Consider the following 15,719-nt stretch of genomic DNA (forward strand, 5'->3'; position numbering starts at 1 on the left):
AGCCAGGCATGTCATCCGCCGCGACCCAAACAATGGCTCGGTTCAGAGAAGTACCCACGCCGCCCGGCGACGCAATCTGGCAAGGCAGCCTCCGAACGTGTGGGCGTCGGTGCGAGGATGTGCCGATGGCGAGCGACGACAGCGAGAGCGTCCAGTACGTGCGGTTCCAATCGCCGCACCGCAACGGCCGAGGTCACTTCACCGGGCTCTTCGGGCTCGTGAACAACCTGGCGCGGGAGGGCAGGCTGTCGGAGGAGCAGGAGGACTTCCGGCGCCGTAACAACCGTTGGTACGACGCCGCGTACACCGACCCCTCGACCGTCGACCCCGGCGTCTACGACGACGCCGTGAACCCTGGCGCCGCCGCGTGGTTCAAGCCGTCGGCCACGCATCTCCTCGCCCGGGTGCCGGGGTACCTGGAGATCCTGGCCGCGCACGGCGTCGAGTGCCGGTTGCTGCGCTCGGCCGATCCTGGGCGCGTCGTCTACGAGGACGACGTGCAGATCGTCGTCGTGCCGTACGCGCGGCACCCGCGGGACGGCGCCGCCCGGAGTTGAGCCGCGGCACCGCTCAGTCGAGCGCGTGCGCGCGGCAGGTCCGCAGGATCTCGTCGGACAGTTCGGGCTCGACGTCGCGTACGGCGCGGGCCAGCACCATCGCGCCGACCAGCCGGCTGAGCAGCAGCACCGCCTGTTCGCGGGCCTCCGGCGAACCCGGCTCGCCGTCGTGCTCCCGGGCGAGTTCGGCGGCGAAGCCGGTCAAGTAGCCCTCCACGCCCGCCGCGTACGAGCGCTGGATGGTCTCGTCGTGGCGTCCGGCGTCGATCACGAGGGAGGCGGACGGGCAGCCGCCGTCCGGGGCGTCGCGGTGCTCGGCCGACAGGTAGTCGTCCACCACCCGTCGCAGCGGTGACCCGGCGGGAGCGTCCCCGTCCTCGATGGCCTGAGCGAGCACGCCCAGGGAGGCCGTGAACGAGGCGTTGCAGACCTCGGCGGCCAGGTCGTCCTTGGACGCGAAGTGGTTGTAGAAGCCGCCGTGCGTCAGGCCGGCCTCCTTCATCAGGTCGGCGATGCCGACGGCGTCGATGCCCTGCGCGCGGAACATGCGCCCGGCCGCGTCCACGATGTTCCGCCGGTTCCTGGCCTTCTCTTCCTTGGTGATCCGCGGCATGTCCGCCCTCCCTCGCTCACCGGCCCGTGTTTGACGTTTTCAAGGTTACCTCTCATCATTATTTTAATGATGCTCGTCATCAAAACGGTTCGGAGGAGCCATGCGCACCGTCGTGCACACCCGCCAGGGGAACCCCGCAGACGTACTGACACTGAGGGAGGACCCCGATCCGCCGCCCCGTCCCGGCACCGGACAGGTCCTCGTCCGGCTGCTGGTCCGGCCCGTCCATCCGGGTGACCTGGCCGGCGTCGAGGGCATGCCGGGCCTCGCGGAACAGCGGCTGGGAGAGGTCCGGACGCCCGGCGTGGAGGGCATGGGCGTCGTCGAGAGCGTCGGGCCGGACGTGCGGGGGCTGCGGCCCGGTCAGCGCGTCGCGGTCTTCCCGGCGCCGGGCACCTGGGCCGACTTCGTCGTCGTCGCGGCCGAGCGTGCCGTGCCCGTGCCGGACGGCGTCGATGACGAGACGGCGGCCCTGCTGCTGGTCAACCCGCTGACGCTGCGCATGCTGTACCGGGCGCTGGAGAACGCCCTGGGCGAGCAGGACAAGGGGCCCGTCCTCCAGACGGCCGCCGGTTCGTCCATCGGGCGGCTCGTCAGCGCGGCCGCCGTCCGGCACGGTCTGCCGCTGGTCAACCTCGTCCGCAGCGCGTCCGGCGCGCAGCGGATGCGGGAGGCGTATCCCACGCTGCCGGTCGTCACGACCAGCGACGGCGACTGGCGGGAGCAGGTCCGGCGCCACACCGGCGGCCGCCCTCTCCAGGCGGTTCTCGACTGCGTCGGCAACCCCCTGACCCAGGACCTCGTCACGCTGCTCGCCGACGGCGGCACCCTGATCACGTACGGACGGCTCGGTTCCGGCACAACGGCCCTGGAGGAGCTGCCCGTCGTCCAGCGGGGACTGACGGTCCAGGGCGTGACGGTGTGGCACTGGACGCGCCGCGGCCCGGAGGAGCGTGCCCAGGACGTCGCCTTCGCGCTGGACCTCGCGCGGAACACGCCGGAGCTGTTCGAGGTGGCGGCCCGCTACGACCTCGCGGACGTCGAGGCGGCCGTCGAACACGTCCGTCGGCCGGGGAAGAGCGGGACCGTCCTGCTCACCTCGCCGCGATCGACCGGCGCCGGGCAGGAGGCCGTCCGGTGAGGATCGGCATGCTCGGAGCCGGGACCATCGCCCAGGCCGTCGCGCGGCACGCGATCCGGCACGGTCACGAGGTCGTGCTCAGCAACAGCCGGGGGCCGGACTCCCTGGCCCCTCTGGTCGCGGATCTCGGCCCGCTCGCGTCGGCCGCGACGCCCGAGGAGGCCGCCGCCGCGGATCTCGTCGTCCTCGCCGTCGGCTGGACGCGTGTCCCGGACGTCGCCGCCCGGCTCCCCCACCTGGACGGGACCGTCGTCATCGACGCCACCAACCAGTTCGAGTCCCTTCCACCGCACGCACGGATCGCCGACCTCGGCGACCTCACGGGGAGCGAGTACGTGGCCTCCCTGCTGCCCGGCGCACGCGTGGTCAAGGCCTTCAACTCCCTGTTCGCGCGGTACATCGCGCCCGACCCGCGCCATGAGGCCGGGCGGCAGGTGCTGTTCCTCGCCGGTGACGACGCGGACGCGAAGAACACCGTGATCGGCCTGACCTCCGCGTTCGGGTTCGCGCCGGTCGACCTCGGAAGCCTGCGCGAGGGAGGACGTCTCATGCAGCTCGGCGGCCCCCTCTCCGGCCTCCACGTCCTCAAGCAGGACTGAACCCGCTCCCCCGCTGACCCACACGTCCTCCCCGCGTCCGCGAGGAGGACATCAGCCCAGCCTCGACCTCACGAAAGAGACGTTCATGTCCGACCAGACCTCGGCACCCGGCACCCAGCCCCTCCTGCGTCCCGTCCAGTTGGGCGCGCTCGAACTGCCCAACCGGGTCGTCATGGCGCCCATGACACGCGCCCGCGCCACGAACGCCGCACTGGCCCCGACCGAACTGCACGCCACGTACTACGCGCAGCGGGCCGGCGCCGGCCTGCTCGTCAGCGAGGGGACCTGGGTCAACCGGGAGGCGATCGGCTACATCCACGTCCCCGGCATCTACACCGACGAACAGACCGACGGCTGGGCGAGGGTCACGGAGTCCGTACACGCGGCGGGAGGCAGGATCGTCTCCCAGATCGGGCATCTCGGTGCCGCCTCGCACCCCGACCACCAGGGCGGCCGCCTTCCCGTCGGCCCGTCGGCGGTCAACCCGCAGGAGATGTCCTTCACCGCCGAAGGGCCGAAGGACACCGTCACGCCGCGCGCCCTGACCGGCGCGGAGATCGCGGCCACCGTCCGCGACTACCGGAAGGCCGCCGCCAACGCCCTGCGCGCCGGGTTCGACGGCCTGGAGATCCACGCCCAGGGCTCCCACCTCATCGCCCAGTTCCTCAACCCCCGCCTCAACCAGCGCACCGACGCCTACGGCGGCACCAGCGAGAAGCGGGCCCAGCTCCTCCTCGACATCGTGGAGGCCGTGAGCGAGGTGTGGGGCGGCGAGCGCGTCGCCGTCAAGCTGTCCCCGTACTGGAACACCGGGCCCGCGTTCACCGCGGACGCCGAGGCACTGGCCGACTACGACCTGCTGCTCAAGCGCCTCGGCGACAGCGACCTGGCCTATCTCCACCTCGTCGGTCCGGCGCCCGGCACGCACACCGACGACACGTTCACCGCGTTCTCCCGCTTCCGCGGCCACTACCGGGGCGCCGTCGTCGCCAACCTCGGCTTCACGCAGGCGACGGCGAACGAGCTGCTCGAACGGCGGCTGGCGGACGCGGTGTCCTTCGGTGAGCCCTTCATCGCCAACCCGGACCTCGTCGACCGCTTCGCGCACGGCCACCCGCTCGCCGACGGCGACCGCGACACGTACTACGGCGGTGGAGCGGAGGGTTACACGGACTACCCCACGGCGGCCCGTTCCTAGACGGGGCACACGCCCGTTCGAGTGAGGGGGCGAGGGAAGGCGGGGCTCCGAGGCAATGAAGTCGGCGTTCTGGGCACCCGCCTTCCCATGACGTGACGCAAGGCCGTGTCGACGGGACAGAGGAGTGGCGTGCGGATGAGCAGCCTCACGGGATGGGAACAGGCGCTGGAACGGGTCGGCGGGCGGCTGTGGGAGCGGTGGTTCCCCAAGGAGCCGGTCGAACTGGTCGACGCGCTGCGGCGCGAGTGCGACCGTCAGGCGGTGGTGTGCAGCGAGAACCGGGTCGTGGTCCCCAACGCCTACGACGTGGAGCTCGCCGAGCACGTCCACGCCGAACTCGGCGGCCACGGCGCCCGGGTGGGTCAGGTCCTCACCGACAAGCTGGCGCAGTACGGCGCACGCCGCGGCTACGAGTGGGCGGGACCCCTGGCCGTGCACGTGACCACGTCCCGTGACGTCCCCAACGACCGCTACCGGGTGACGAGCAAGGCGATGGCCCATGTGAGCGCGGTCGGCTTCCCCTCCGTCAGCGGCCTGACGCACTCCTCGAGCGCCGTGGAGGTGTGACGAGCGCCGTCTCGTCCGGGGCCCGCCGCCCCTCCTGACCTCGTCTGGCCTCGTCGCCGGGCGGCCGCGCGCGGTGCGTATGCTCCCGGGCATGCGATTCTTCCGGCGTGGCCGAAGTGACGACGAGCGTATGAAGGGAACGCCGGTCGCCGAAGCCAAGGCGCTCTACGAGGCCGGGCGTTACGCCGAGGCGGAGGCCGAGGCGCGTGCCGTGGCCGGGTCCCGGCCGCGTGAGGACGAGTACACGGCCGTGGCGCTGAACATCGCCGCCCTCGCGGCGGGCGCCCAGGGCCGGCACGCCGAGGCGGTCGACACGTACGACGAGGCGCTGCCCGTCTTCACCGGGCTGTTCGGTGCCGATCACTTCCTGACGCTCAAACTGCGCTCGGACCGCGCCCAGCAGATGGTGTCGCTCGACCGGCACTCCGAGTCCGCCGCGGAGTGCGCGGCGGTCGCCGATGCGGCGGCGCGCGGCACCGGGCCCGAGATGGCCTTCCTCGCGTCGGCCGCCCGCAACGGGCTGGTCTTCGCGCTCAACGCGCAGGGCCGTCACAAGGAGGCCGAGGCGCACGCCCGCGAGGCCCTGGCCGCCCATGCCGCGCGGGACCGGGCCGCCCTGGTCCTGAGGCTCGGGCTGGCGCGCAGCCTCAACGGGCAGGCCCGCCACGACGAGGCCCTCGCCGTGGCCGAGAGCGCCGACGAGCTGTATCGCGCGCTTCCCTCGGACCTCCGCCGGCCGGACACGGGCGCCGTCGAACTCGTCCTCGGCAACGCCCTGTTGGGGCTGGGGCGCACCTCGGACGCCCGTCACCGCGCCGCGGTCGCGCACGACGCCTGTCTGGCGTCATTCGGTCCGGAGCACCGCCGTACCGTCGAGGCCGCCACACTGCTGGAGCGCATCGACGGCGTCCAGCCGTAGCGCGCGGCGCCGCCGGCCCCTCACCCCACGACCGGGCGCGGCGGCACCCCCGTATTTCCCTCCTGTGGGCGCCATGGCGCCCCCTGCGCGCGTGTCGGATTGCCCGGCGCGTCGAAAGCACCCACCGTCAGGAGAAGAATCCGGCAAAAGGGATACGACACCAGGAAGCAGGACGCGCGCATGCCCGGCAGTGAGAGCGAGAACCCGGCAATCCCCTCCCCCTCCCCGAAGCCCACCCCGCGGCCCCGGACGAACCGGGACTGGTGGCCGAACCAGCTGGACCTCCAGGTCCTCCACCAGCACTCGTCGCGTTCGAATCCGATGGACCCCGACTTCGACTACGCCGAGGAGTTCGCGTCCCTCGACGTGGAGGCGCTGAAGCGGGACGTGTTCGAGGTGATGACGGCGTCGCAGGACTGGTGGCCCGCCGACTACGGGCACTACGGTCCGCTCTTCATCCGGATGAGCTGGCACTCGGCGGGGACGTACCGGATCGCGGACGGCCGGGGCGGTGGCGGCACCGGAGCGCAGCGGTTCGCCCCGCTGAACAGCTGGCCGGACAACGCGAGCCTGGACAAGGCGCGCCGCCTGCTGTGGCCGGTCAAGCAGAAGTACGGCAAGAAGATCTCCTGGGCGGACCTCCTGGTCTTCGCCGGGAACTGCGCCATGGAATCGATGGGCTTCAGGACGTACGGGTTCGCCTTCGGGCGGGAGGACCTGTGGGAGCCCGAGGAGATCTTCTGGGGCCCGGAGGACACCTGGCTCGGCGACGAGCGCTACAGCGGGGACCGCGAGCTGACCGGCCCGTTCGGCGCCGTCCAGATGGGGCTGATCTACGTCAACCCGGAGGGCCCCAACGGCACGCCCGACCCGATGGCCGCCGCCCGGGACGTCCGGGAGACGTTCGGCCGGATGGCGATGAACGACGAGGAGACGGTCGCGCTCATCGCGGGCGGTCACACGTTCGGCAAGTGTCACGGCGCGGTCGACCCGAGCTGCCTCGGCCCGGAGCCCGAGGGAGCCCCCATCGAGCAGCAGGGCCTGGGCTGGCGGAACACCTGCGGCGCCGGCAAGGGCCCCGACGCGCTCACCAGCGGACTCGAGGGGGCGTGGACGTACGAGCCGACCAAGTGGGACAACGGGTTCTTCGACAACCTCTTCCGCTACGACTGGGAGCTGACGACGAGCCCGGCTGGCGCCCACCAGTGGACGCCCACCGACCCGGACGCCCGGGACAAGGTGCCCGACGCGCACGACCCGTCGAAGCGGCACGCGCCCATCATGCTGACGACGGACCTGGCGCTGAAGCTGGACCCGGTCTACGGGCCGATCTCCAAGCGCTTCCACGAGAACCCGGAGGAGTTCGCGCTCGCCTTCGCCAAGGCGTGGTTCAAGCTGCTGCACCGCGACATGGGTCCCCGTTCGCGCTACCTCGGCCCGTGGATCCCCGAGCCGCAGCTGTGGCAGGACCCGGTGCCGGACGTGGACCACGACCTGGTCGGGGAGGCGGACATCGCCGCCCTCAAGCGCACCATCCTCGACGCGGGCCTGTCGGTCCCTCAGCTCGTGACCACCGCCTGGGCGTCGGCCGCCAGCTTCCGCGGCACCGACAAGCGCGGCGGCGCCAACGGGGCACGCATCCGGCTCGCCCCGCAGAAGGACTGGGAGCTCAACGACCTCCCCGAGATCCGCGAGACCATCAGCGCTCTGGAGCGGATCCAGCAGGACTTCAACGGCTCCCGGACCGGCGGCACACGGGTCTCCCTCGCCGATCTGATCGTCCTGGGCGGCTGCGCCGCGGTCGAGAAGGCGGCGGCGGACGCCGGGCACCCGATCACGGTCCCCTTCGCGCCGGGGCGTACGGACGCCACGCAGGAGCAGACGGACGTGAACACCTTCGACGTCCTGGAGCCCTCGGCCGACGGGTTCCGCAACTACCTGCCGGCCGGCGAGAAACTCTCCCCGGAGACGCTCCTGCTGGACCGCGCGAACCTGCTCACCCTCACCGCCCCGGAGATGACCGTCCTGATCGGCGGCATGCGCGCTCTGGACACCGGTTTCAAGGGCTCCCGGCACGGCGTCCTCACCGACCGGCCCGGCGCCCTGACCACCGACTTCTTCGTCAACCTCCTCGACATGGGCACCGAGTGGTCCACGTCCACGACGGACGAGAACGTGTACGAGGGCCGCGACCGGGTCACGGGTGACGTCAAGTGGACCGCGACGGCCGTCGACCTCGTCTTCGGCGCGCACTCCCAGCTCCGCGCCGTCAGCGAGGTCTACGCCGCCCGGGACGCCGGCGAGAAGTTCGTCCGTGACTTCGCGTCCGCGTGGGACAAGGTGATGAACCTCGACCGGTACGACCTGCGCCGGTAGGGCCTCTCGCTCTCGGGTCGGCACGCGGTACGCCGGCCCGGGAGGCGGGACGAACGCGTTCGTTAGCATCGGCGTCATGGTTGCGAGAAGAGAGCCGGTCAGCCGCCGTGAGCGTCCCGCCAAGCCCGCCCTGTCGCGGCGGGTGATCGTCGACACGGCGGTGGCGCTCATGCGGGCCGAGGGACTGGAGAAGGTGACCATGCGCCGGCTGGCGCAGGAGCTGGACACCGGCGCGGCCTCGCTCTACGTCTACGTGGCCAACACCGCCGAGCTGCACGCCGCCGTGCTGGACGCCCTCCTGGGCGAGGTCGACCTGACGGGCGCGGACGCCGGGGACGACTGGCGGGAGCGGCTGAGGGCCGTCGTCACGTCGTACACCCTCGTGCTGTTCGCGCACCCGCAGCTCGCCCGGTCCGCGCTCGTGGCCCGGCCCAGCGGGGAGAACTATCTGCGGCTGGTCGACCGTGTCCTTGATCTGCTATCCCACAGCGGGGCCTCCCGGGCGCAGGTCGCCTGGGGCGTGGACAAGGTGCTGCAGGACGCCACCGCCACGGCGGCCGAGCACTCCGCCCAGGACCGCGACCCGGCCGCCGCGGACGACTGGAACGCCGCCGTCGCCGCGCTGCGTGCCGTGAACGAGGACACGCACCCGGCGATCGCCGCCCATATGCCCGAGCTGATCAGCGGCACCGCCCAGGAGCGGCTGCGCTGGGGCTTCGACGTGATCGTCAACGGGATCACGCACACGCCTGTTTCCGGTCCGGCGGCCGGCTGACCCCCTCTCTCCCCCCGGCCGTACCGACGCACACCCACGAACGAACTTGTTCGTCACGAACATGTTCGTTACGGTGGAGAGGTCAGCACCCACCCCACCCACGGAGGCGACCATGTCCGTCCCCCACCACCCCATCGCGATCATCGGCGGCGGTCTCGGCGGTCTCGTCGCCGCCCGTGTCCTGCACGTCCACGGCATCGAGGCGGCCGTCTTCGACCTGGAGTCCGGACCCGAGGCCCGCACGCAGGGCGGCATGCTGGACATCCACGAGGAGAGCGGGCAGCGGGCGCTGCGCGCGGCCGGTCTGTACGACGGGTTCCGGGCGATCGTCCACCCCGGAGGCGAGGCCCTGCGCCTGGCCGGTCCCGACGGCACCGTCCTGGTGGACATCGCGGACGACGGCTCCGGTGGCCGTCCGGAGGTCGATCGCGGCGCTCTGCGCGACCTGCTGCTGGCGTCCCTGCCCGACGGCACGGTCCGGTGGGGCCGCAAGGTCACCGGCGCGCGTCCGCTCGGCGACGGCCGTCACGAGGTCGCGTTCGCCGACGGCTCGGCCGTCACCACCGGACTGCTGATCGGCGCGGACGGCGCCTGGTCGCGCATCCGGCCCCTCGTCTCCGCCGCCCGGCCCGCCTACACCGGCATCTCCTTCGTGGAGACGGACCTGCACGACGCCGACACCCGGCATCCGCGCGGCGCCGCCCTGGTCGGCGGTGGTTCGTTCATGTGCCTCGGCGACGAACGCGGCATCCTCGCCCACCGCGAGACCGACGGCAGCCTCCACGTCTACACGGCGCTCAAGGCGGCCGAGAACTGGCTCGGCACCGTGGACTTCGCCGACCCCGCCCTCGCGAAGAAGGCGGTCCTCGCCCACCTGGAAGGCTGGCACGAGGATCTGCGCGGCCTGGTCGCCGAGGCGGTGACCGTGACCCCGCGCCACATCCACGCCCTGCCCGTCGGACACCGCTGGGAGCGCACCCCCGGGGTGACCCTGCTGGGCGACGCCGCCCATCTCATGTCGCCGTTCGCCGGCGAGGGCGCGAACCTCGCCCTCCAGGACGGCGCCGAACTGGCCCTCGCGCTCGCCGCGCACCCCGGCGACGTGGAGAGCGCCCTCGCCCGCTACGAGGAGGCTCTCTTCCCCCGCGGCCGGGCGGCTGCCGCCGAGTCCGCCGACAACCTGCGGGACATGTTCGCGCCCGACGGCCTCCGGCGGATGGCCGGGTTCTTCGCCTCCCACCCGGGCGCGGCCTGACCCGGGCCCTCCACCCCGGTAGGGTCGCCGGATGCGCCGGTTCGCGGAGGGTGAAGCCCTGTCGGGGGTCGTACGGGAAGCACTGGGGGCGGCGGCCCGCGTCACCGGCGTGGAGCGGTTGCGCGGCGGGAGCAAGAAGGGCGTGTACCGCGTCCGCACGGACGGACCGCGGCCCGCGCGGGTGATCGTCTACAGCTGGGCCGAGGCCGAGAACTTCTGGCCCGGCGCGGACGGCGTGGACACGGCCCACCCCTTCGCCCCGGCCTCCGGCCTCGCCCCCTTCCTGGCCGCTCAGCGCGTGCTGGACGGCCTCGGCGTCCGGGTGCCCGCCGTGCTCCTCGCCGACGACAGCCGAACCCGGTTCGCGGCGGACGTGGCGGTCGTCGAGGACGTCTCCGGGGGCACGCTGGAAGCGCTGTTCGAGGCGGATCCCGTACGGGCGTCGGGTGCCCTGCGCGAGCTGGCGGCCATGCTCGACGTGATGCACGGGCAGCGTGGTGCGCGGTACGGCCGTGTGGACGTGCTCGAACGCGGCGGCGCGGCCCCCGGTGAGTCGTGCCAGGGGCTGGTGCTGGAGCGGGCTCTCGGCGATCTCGCGGAGGCGGCCGGCCGGGACCCCGCGATCGGTGCGGCCGCGTCCCAGCTGCGGGACCGGCTGCGGGAGCTGGCCGCGCGGGTCGCTCCGCGCACCGGGCACGGGCTGATCCACGGCGAGCTCGGGCCCGACCATGTCCTCGTCGACGCCGACGGGCGGCCCGTGCTCATCGACATCGAGGGCCTGATGTACTTCGACGTCGAGTGGGAGCACGTCTTCCTGAAGCTGCGCTTCGCCGAGCGGTACCCGGTCCTGTCCCGTCCCGGACTCGATCCGGCACGGCTCGACCTGTACACGCTCGCGACGCACCTGTCCCTCGTCGCCGGTCCGCTGCGGCTCCTCGACGGCGACTTCCCGCACCGCGACGTGATGCGGGGGATCGCGGAGCACAACGCGGGGGCGGCGCTGGCCCTGCTGCCCCGCTGACCAGGAGCGGGAATCAACGAGGGCGTCCGGGCGCTGGGGAGAGTGTGAAGAGAATCGGCTTCCTCTCCTTCGGTCACTGGTCGCCCGGCGAGTACTCCCGGACCCGGACGGCCACGGACATGCTGCACCAGTCGATCGACCTCGCGGTCGCCGCCGAGGAGATCGGCGTGGACGGCGCGTACTTCCGGGTGCATCACTTCGCCCGGCAGGCGGCCAGCCCGTTCCCGCTGCTCGCGGCGATCGGGGCGCGGACCTCGACGATCGAGATCGGCACCGGCGTGATCGACATGCGCTACGAGAATCCGCTGTACATGGCGGAGGACGCGGGCGCCGCCGACCTCATCGCGGGCGGCCGGCTGCAGCTGGGCATCAGCCGGGGTTCACCGGAGCAGGTCATCGACGGCTGGCGGCTGTTCGGCCACGAACCGGCGCCCGGTGAGTCGGGCACCGACATGGCGCGCCGGCGCACCAAGGAGTTCCTGAAGGTCCTCGACGGCGAGGGGTTCGCGGAGCCCAACCCGCGGCCGATGTTCCCCAACCCGCCCGGCCTGCTGCGCGTCGAGCCGCACTCCGAGGGGCTGCGCGACCGGATCTGGTGGGGTTCCGGGTCGAACGCGACCGCCGTCTGGGCGGGCGAGCTCGGGATGAACCTGCAGAGCTCGACGCTGAAGGACGACGAGACCGGCGAGCCGCTGCACGTGCAGCAGCGCAAGCAGATCGAGGCGTACCGGGAGGCCTACCGCGAGGCCGGCCACACACGGGAGCCCCGGGTGTCGGTCAGCCGCAGCATCTTCGCCCTGACCAGCGACCTGGACCGGGCGTACTTCGGACGTGACCGGCGGTCGCGGGACCAGATCGGCATGATCGACGACACGACCCGGGCCATCTTCGGGCGGTCGTACGCCGGGGAGCCGGACGAACTGGTGAAGCTCCTCCAGGACGACGAGGCGATCCAGGCCGCCGACACCCTGCTGCTGACGATCCCGAACCAGCTGGGCGTCGACTACAACACGCACGTGCTGGAGAGCATCCTCACGCATGTGGCACCGGAACTCGGCTGGCGCTGAGCGGGTGGCACAGTGAGGCCGTGAGCTACAGCGTCTTCCTGCTCCGGTTCGTGGACGGCGAGCCCGTCGCCCTGGACACCGGACGTCTCCTGCGGACGACCGAGCCGTACGTCGTGCCGGACGGGCGCGACGACGGCTTCTCCGCCCTGCGCGCGGAGGACGGCGGTGAGGCCGACCTATACCACGCCTGCGAGGGCGACGAGGGGCTGACGTGTGTGACGGCCACGCATTTCGCCCGCGGGGAGATCAGCGGTCTGCTCGCCCGGCTCGCCGTGGACCTCGGGGCGGTGATACTGCCCCAGGACGGCGGCGCCCTCATCTTCCACGAGGAGGAGCGCCGCCATCTCCCCGCCGCCTTGCAGGACGGCGCGGTGGTCATCGCGCCGACCGCCGACGCCTTTCAGGCCGCGTTGGAGGCGTGCTGACGCGCCGCGAAGGACGGCGGCGGCCAGTGCGGGCCGCGTCTGCGGTCAGCTCGCTCCTCCGGGGACCTGCCTGTTCGAGTCCACGACCGCGCGCTGCGTGATCGCGCTGGTGAAGACGACGGTGCCCACCTTGAACGGGCTTCCCGCCACGGCCTTGACCACGACGACCCGTTCGCCGAGAAAGCGCAGCGTCTTCTTGTCGAAGATCCATTCCGTGCGTTCCCCGGTGCCGTCCTCCCGGGCGATGGCGACTCCGTGCCGGCCCGTGGCGTCGACCGCGTCGTCCACCGCGACGACACCGGGGATCTTCGCCGCCGCCTTGTAGAGGGCGGCGCTGACGTCGGCGGGCGGGTAGCTCTCGGTCAGCAGGTCCCCGATGGCGGTGAACGCGGCCTGGTCGCGCGGGACTTCGTGGTCCCGGGTGGCGTCCGACTCCCGGTAGATGCGCCGCAGCAGCGCGTCCGGGTCGGTCGGCAGCGTGGCGAGGACGTCGTAGGCCCCGCTCATCACCACCTCACTGGCCAAGGTGATGCCCTCGTCGCCCGTCTGGCCGGGTTCGATCAGCCAGCCGTCCTTGCCGTCGAGGGAGTTCCACACCTGGCGGGGGTGGAGTTCCTCGCTGACGACCGACGTCTTGTCGCCGACGGAGCTGGCGTAGGTGCTGGCCACCTTCGACTCGATGTAGATGTACTGGCCCTTGCGCGGCGTGGGCGTGGAGGTGTCGGCGGCGGCCAGGGAGATCCGGTCGAGGAGCCGGGGGGCGCCCTCGGCGTCGGCGGCGCCCACCGTGGTGGTCAGGGCCGGGCCGGTGGCCAGCGCGGTCCTGCCGTCGTGCGGGTCGCCGCTGCTGAGGGCGAAGCCGCCCGCGACCGCTCCGGCCAGCGCCAGGGCCGCAGCGGGCAGCAGGACCGTGCGGCGCAGGAACGGGTTGGGGCGGCGCTTCGGGGGCTCGGGGCGGGTGGTGGTGCGCAGGTCTTCGTGGATCCGGGCCATCAACTGCTCCTTGTGGAACTGGTGGCGGCCCGCCGGCAGATCCCGCTCGACACAGGGCAGCAGGCTCTGCGTCTCCGTCCACTCAGCCGGGTGCGGCTGGTGGGAGGGGCTGGCGTTCATCGGTTTCCTTCCTGTGCGGACCGGACCGCATATCCGCGGTCATCCTGTATCTGCCGGTTTGCGGGGGTTGGTTCCCGTTTTTCGCGGAGCAGTTGAGCGTCGGTGAGCCGACGCAGCCTGCCGCGGGCGCGGGACAGGCGGGAGCGGACGGTCCCGACGGGGATCCCGAGGACGCGCGCCACTTCGGCGTACGCCATCCCCTCGTGCAGGCACAGGGTCAGCACTTCGCGCTCGGCGCGCTTGAGCAGGCTCAGGGCGGTCAGCGTGGCCTGGAGCGTGCGCCGGTCGTCCACGCGTCCGGCGATCTCCTCGGCGTGGTCCCCGACGTCCTCCATCGCGGCCGCCGCGGCGCTCGCCGCGGCGCGGTAGCGGCGGTCGCTGCGATGGTGGGAGCGCGCCACGTTGGTGGCGATGCCGAGCAACCACGGCCGCAGCGTGCCCCCTTCGGCGTCGACCGTGTCCCTGCGCCGCCAGGCCTCCATGAACGTCGTGGCCATGACGTCCTCGGCCGTCGACCAGTCGGCGGTCAGGCGGAAGGCGTGGTTGTACACCGCGCGGGCACACTCGTCGAAAAGCTCCGCGAAGGCATCCGGATCCCCGTTGCGCACCCGCGCTCGTCTGTCTGTGGTCACGACCTGAACTGTCGGCTCGCGCGGAGGAGTTCCCATGAGCTACGTCACATCCATGGTGCACCACGGCAGAACCCTCGGGATCACCCGGGGCCCCGTCGGGTGCATCCGCCGGTGGGGCACCCGCCCGAGCGGACACCGTCGTGCGGTGCGCGCGGCGCGATGCGCGGGACGGCCGCCTGTGGTGAGCTGATCGCGTGCGGCCCGGCTCCGTGCGCGCCGCGCCCCGGCGACCCAGGGAAGGGCGGAATGACGGAACCCAGGCAGCGGGAATTCCCTTGGTACGTCGTCGCGGCCGTGGTGTTCGCCGTCGGCATGGCCGGCACCACGCTGCCCACGCCGCTGTACGGGCTCTACCGCGAGGAGATCGGCTTCTCACAGTTCATGATCACGGTGATCTTCGCCGTGTACGCCGTCGGGGTCATCGTGGCCCTGCTGCTGGCCGGCAACTTCTCCGACGTCATCGGCCGGCGGCCGGTGATCTTCACCGCGCTGGTGCTGTCGGTCCTGTCCGCGCTCTGCTTCCTCTTCCAGGACGGTCTCCCGCTGCTGTTCGCGGGCCGGGTGTTCTCCGGGTTCGCGGCCGGGCTGCTCAGCGGCGCCGCCACCGCCGCCGTCACCGAACTGGCCCGCCCCGGCGAGCGGGCGCGCGCCGCGTTCGCGGCCACCGCGGCGAACATGGGCGGGCTGGGGTGCGGGCCGCTGCTGGCCGGAGTCCTCGCCGAGTACGCCCCGCATCCGCTGCGCCTGCCCTTCCTCGTCCACCTCGGCATGCTGGCCGTCGCCACGGTCCTGGTGGTGGCGTTGCCCGAGTCCGTGCACCCGCCGGTCCCGCGTCCGCCGCTGCGCCCCGAGGGCATGGTGGTGCCGCCGCCGACCCGGTCCGTCTTCGTGCCCGCCGCGCTGGCGTCCTTCGCCGGCTTCTCCGTGCTCGGCCTGTTCACCGCCGTCGCCCCGTCGTTCGCCGCGCGGTATCTGGGCGTCGACAACCTGGCCGTGGCCGGCGCGATCGTCCTGGCGGCCTTCCTGGCCTCCACCGCGGGACAGTTGCTGAGCCAAGGCGGCCCCGACCGCGCGCTGCCGCTGGGCTGCGCGATCCTGATCGCCGGTCTCTTCCTGATCGGCGGTTCCCTGCTGGCGGAGTCGCTGGGGCTGCTGGTCGCGGGGGCGGTCGTCGCCGGTGGCGGGCAGGGCATGTCGTTCCGCGCCTCGGTCGCCACGGTGGCGCGGGCCGCGCCCGCCGAGCAGCGCGGCGCGACGATCTCCGCGCTCTTCGTCACCGCCTATGTCGGCATCTCGCTGCCGGTGGTCGGCATCGGCGCCCTCTCGGTCCCGCTCGGCCTGCGGAGCGCCGGTCTGATCTTCGTGGGGTGCGTCATCGCCGTCGCGGCCGCGGTGACGGTCCGTCTCCTGCGGAGCGGCGACCGTACGACCTGACGGGCCGACACCTCCCGGCGATGACGC

16 protein-coding genes are annotated in these 15,719 nt (G+C 72.5%); 13 read left to right on the top strand and 3 right to left on the bottom strand.

All coding sequences use genetic code 11. From position 1 onward, the window contains the following. Window positions 1–125 precede the first annotated feature (125 nt). Window positions 126–557, top strand: a complete 432-nt coding sequence (locus F8R89_RS02460) for a hypothetical protein (RefSeq protein ID WP_151782381.1) — start codon at window positions 126–128, stop codon at window positions 555–557. Window positions 558–570: 13 nt separating this feature from the next. On the opposite strand, the gene F8R89_RS02465 is transcribed toward F8R89_RS02460, so the two are convergent. Continuing rightward, window positions 571–1,170, bottom strand: a complete 600-nt coding sequence (locus tag F8R89_RS02465; protein WP_151782382.1) for a TetR/AcrR family transcriptional regulator — start codon at window positions 1,168–1,170, stop codon at window positions 571–573. 100 nt (window positions 1,171–1,270) lie between these two features. Between F8R89_RS02465 and F8R89_RS02470 the strand changes: the two genes are divergently transcribed. The 11 genes from F8R89_RS02470 to F8R89_RS02520 all read left to right on the top strand — a co-directional run bounded on the left by F8R89_RS02470 (window position 1,271) and on the right by F8R89_RS02520 (window position 12,513). Next, window positions 1,271–2,311 (top strand): zinc-binding dehydrogenase, encoded by a 1,041-nt coding sequence (locus tag F8R89_RS02470; RefSeq protein ID WP_151782383.1) that lies wholly within the window; start codon window positions 1,271–1,273, stop codon window positions 2,309–2,311. After that, window positions 2,308–2,910, top strand: coding sequence for an NADPH-dependent F420 reductase (locus F8R89_RS02475; protein ID WP_151782384.1), 603 nt, complete (start codon window positions 2,308–2,310; stop codon window positions 2,908–2,910). The genes F8R89_RS02470 and F8R89_RS02475 overlap by 4 nt, the downstream gene beginning before the upstream one ends. 85 nt (window positions 2,911–2,995) lie before the next feature. Then, entirely contained in the window at window positions 2,996–4,108 is a 1,113-nt protein-coding gene (locus tag F8R89_RS02480; protein WP_151782385.1) for an alkene reductase, read from the top strand. Between the two features lie 135 nt (window positions 4,109–4,243). After that, the gene (locus F8R89_RS02485; RefSeq protein ID WP_151782386.1) at window positions 4,244–4,675 is read left to right on the top strand and encodes a DUF3662 domain-containing protein; all 432 of its coding nucleotides are present in this window, start codon (window positions 4,244–4,246) and stop codon (window positions 4,673–4,675) included. 130 nt (window positions 4,676–4,805) lie between these two features. Further along, window positions 4,806–5,594 (top strand): tetratricopeptide repeat protein, encoded by a 789-nt coding sequence (locus F8R89_RS02490; RefSeq protein ID WP_192806028.1) that lies wholly within the window; start codon window positions 4,806–4,808, stop codon window positions 5,592–5,594. 180 nt (window positions 5,595–5,774) lie between these two features. Beyond that, a complete protein-coding gene (gene katG / locus F8R89_RS02495; protein ID WP_151782388.1) occupies window positions 5,775–7,970 on the top strand; it encodes a catalase/peroxidase HPI in 2,196 nt (731 codons plus the stop codon). A gap of 76 nt (window positions 7,971–8,046) precedes the next feature. Further along, window positions 8,047–8,745, top strand: a complete 699-nt coding sequence (locus F8R89_RS02500) for a TetR/AcrR family transcriptional regulator (RefSeq protein WP_151782389.1) — start codon at window positions 8,047–8,049, stop codon at window positions 8,743–8,745. A gap of 112 nt (window positions 8,746–8,857) precedes the next feature. Further along, window positions 8,858–10,000, top strand: coding sequence for an FAD-dependent oxidoreductase (locus F8R89_RS02505; protein WP_192806029.1), 1,143 nt, complete (start codon window positions 8,858–8,860; stop codon window positions 9,998–10,000). A 31-nt stretch (window positions 10,001–10,031) separates the two neighbouring features. Continuing rightward, window positions 10,032–11,021, top strand: a complete 990-nt coding sequence (locus F8R89_RS02510) for a phosphotransferase family protein (protein WP_151782391.1) — start codon at window positions 10,032–10,034, stop codon at window positions 11,019–11,021. A gap of 44 nt (window positions 11,022–11,065) precedes the next feature. Further along, window positions 11,066–12,088, top strand: a complete 1,023-nt coding sequence (locus tag F8R89_RS02515) for an LLM class flavin-dependent oxidoreductase (protein WP_151782392.1) — start codon at window positions 11,066–11,068, stop codon at window positions 12,086–12,088. Between the two features lie 20 nt (window positions 12,089–12,108). Continuing rightward, the gene (locus tag F8R89_RS02520) at window positions 12,109–12,513 is read left to right on the top strand and encodes a hypothetical protein (RefSeq protein ID WP_151782393.1); all 405 of its coding nucleotides are present in this window, start codon (window positions 12,109–12,111) and stop codon (window positions 12,511–12,513) included. A 45-nt stretch (window positions 12,514–12,558) separates the two neighbouring features. Here F8R89_RS02520 and F8R89_RS02525 read toward each other — a convergent pair whose 3' ends face one another. Both F8R89_RS02525 and F8R89_RS02530 read right to left on the bottom strand, forming a co-directional pair. Beyond that, entirely contained in the window at window positions 12,559–13,626 is a 1,068-nt protein-coding gene (locus F8R89_RS02525; RefSeq protein ID WP_151782394.1) for a CU044_5270 family protein, read from the bottom strand. Continuing rightward, a complete protein-coding gene (locus F8R89_RS02530; RefSeq protein WP_151782395.1) occupies window positions 13,623–14,258 on the bottom strand; it encodes an RNA polymerase sigma factor in 636 nt (211 codons plus the stop codon). Before F8R89_RS02530 ends, F8R89_RS02525 begins: the two co-directional genes overlap by 4 nt. A gap of 246 nt (window positions 14,259–14,504) precedes the next feature. Here F8R89_RS02530 and F8R89_RS02535 point away from each other — a divergent pair, with 246 nt between their 5' ends. Beyond that, a complete protein-coding gene (locus F8R89_RS02535; RefSeq protein WP_151782396.1) occupies window positions 14,505–15,692 on the top strand; it encodes an MFS transporter in 1,188 nt (395 codons plus the stop codon). Window positions 15,693–15,719: the final 27 nt, after the last annotated feature.

Source organism: Streptomyces sp. SS1-1, assembly GCF_008973465.1.
Taxonomy (GTDB): Bacteria; Actinomycetota; Actinomycetes; order Streptomycetales; family Streptomycetaceae; genus Streptomyces.

Bases quoted from the DNA above. Each gene is read 5' to 3' on its own strand.
- F8R89_RS02465 (WP_151782382.1), bottom strand. From the start codon at position 1,170: ATGCCGCGGATCACCAAGGAAGAGAAGGCCAGGAACCGGCGGAACATC.
- F8R89_RS02485 (WP_151782386.1), top strand. From the start codon at position 4,244: ATGAGCAGCCTCACGGGATGGGAACAGGCGCTGGAACGGGTCGGCGGG.
- F8R89_RS02525 (WP_151782394.1), bottom strand. From the start codon at position 13,626: ATGAACGCCAGCCCCTCCCACCAGCCGCACCCGGCTGAGTGGACGGAG.
- F8R89_RS02470 (WP_151782383.1), top strand. From the start codon at position 1,271: ATGCGCACCGTCGTGCACACCCGCCAGGGGAACCCCGCAGACGTACTG.
- F8R89_RS02535 (WP_151782396.1), top strand. From the start codon at position 14,505: ATGACGGAACCCAGGCAGCGGGAATTCCCTTGGTACGTCGTCGCGGCC.
- F8R89_RS02505 (WP_192806029.1), top strand. From the start codon at position 8,858: ATGTCCGTCCCCCACCACCCCATCGCGATCATCGGCGGCGGTCTCGGC.
- F8R89_RS02490 (WP_192806028.1), top strand. From the start codon at position 4,806: ATGAAGGGAACGCCGGTCGCCGAAGCCAAGGCGCTCTACGAGGCCGGG.
- F8R89_RS02480 (WP_151782385.1), top strand. From the start codon at position 2,996: ATGTCCGACCAGACCTCGGCACCCGGCACCCAGCCCCTCCTGCGTCCC.
- F8R89_RS02510 (WP_151782391.1), top strand. From the start codon at position 10,032: ATGCGCCGGTTCGCGGAGGGTGAAGCCCTGTCGGGGGTCGTACGGGAA.
- katG (WP_151782388.1), top strand. From the start codon at position 5,775: ATGCCCGGCAGTGAGAGCGAGAACCCGGCAATCCCCTCCCCCTCCCCG.
- F8R89_RS02500 (WP_151782389.1), top strand. From the start codon at position 8,047: ATGGTTGCGAGAAGAGAGCCGGTCAGCCGCCGTGAGCGTCCCGCCAAG.
- F8R89_RS02460 (WP_151782381.1), top strand. From the start codon at position 126: ATGGCGAGCGACGACAGCGAGAGCGTCCAGTACGTGCGGTTCCAATCG.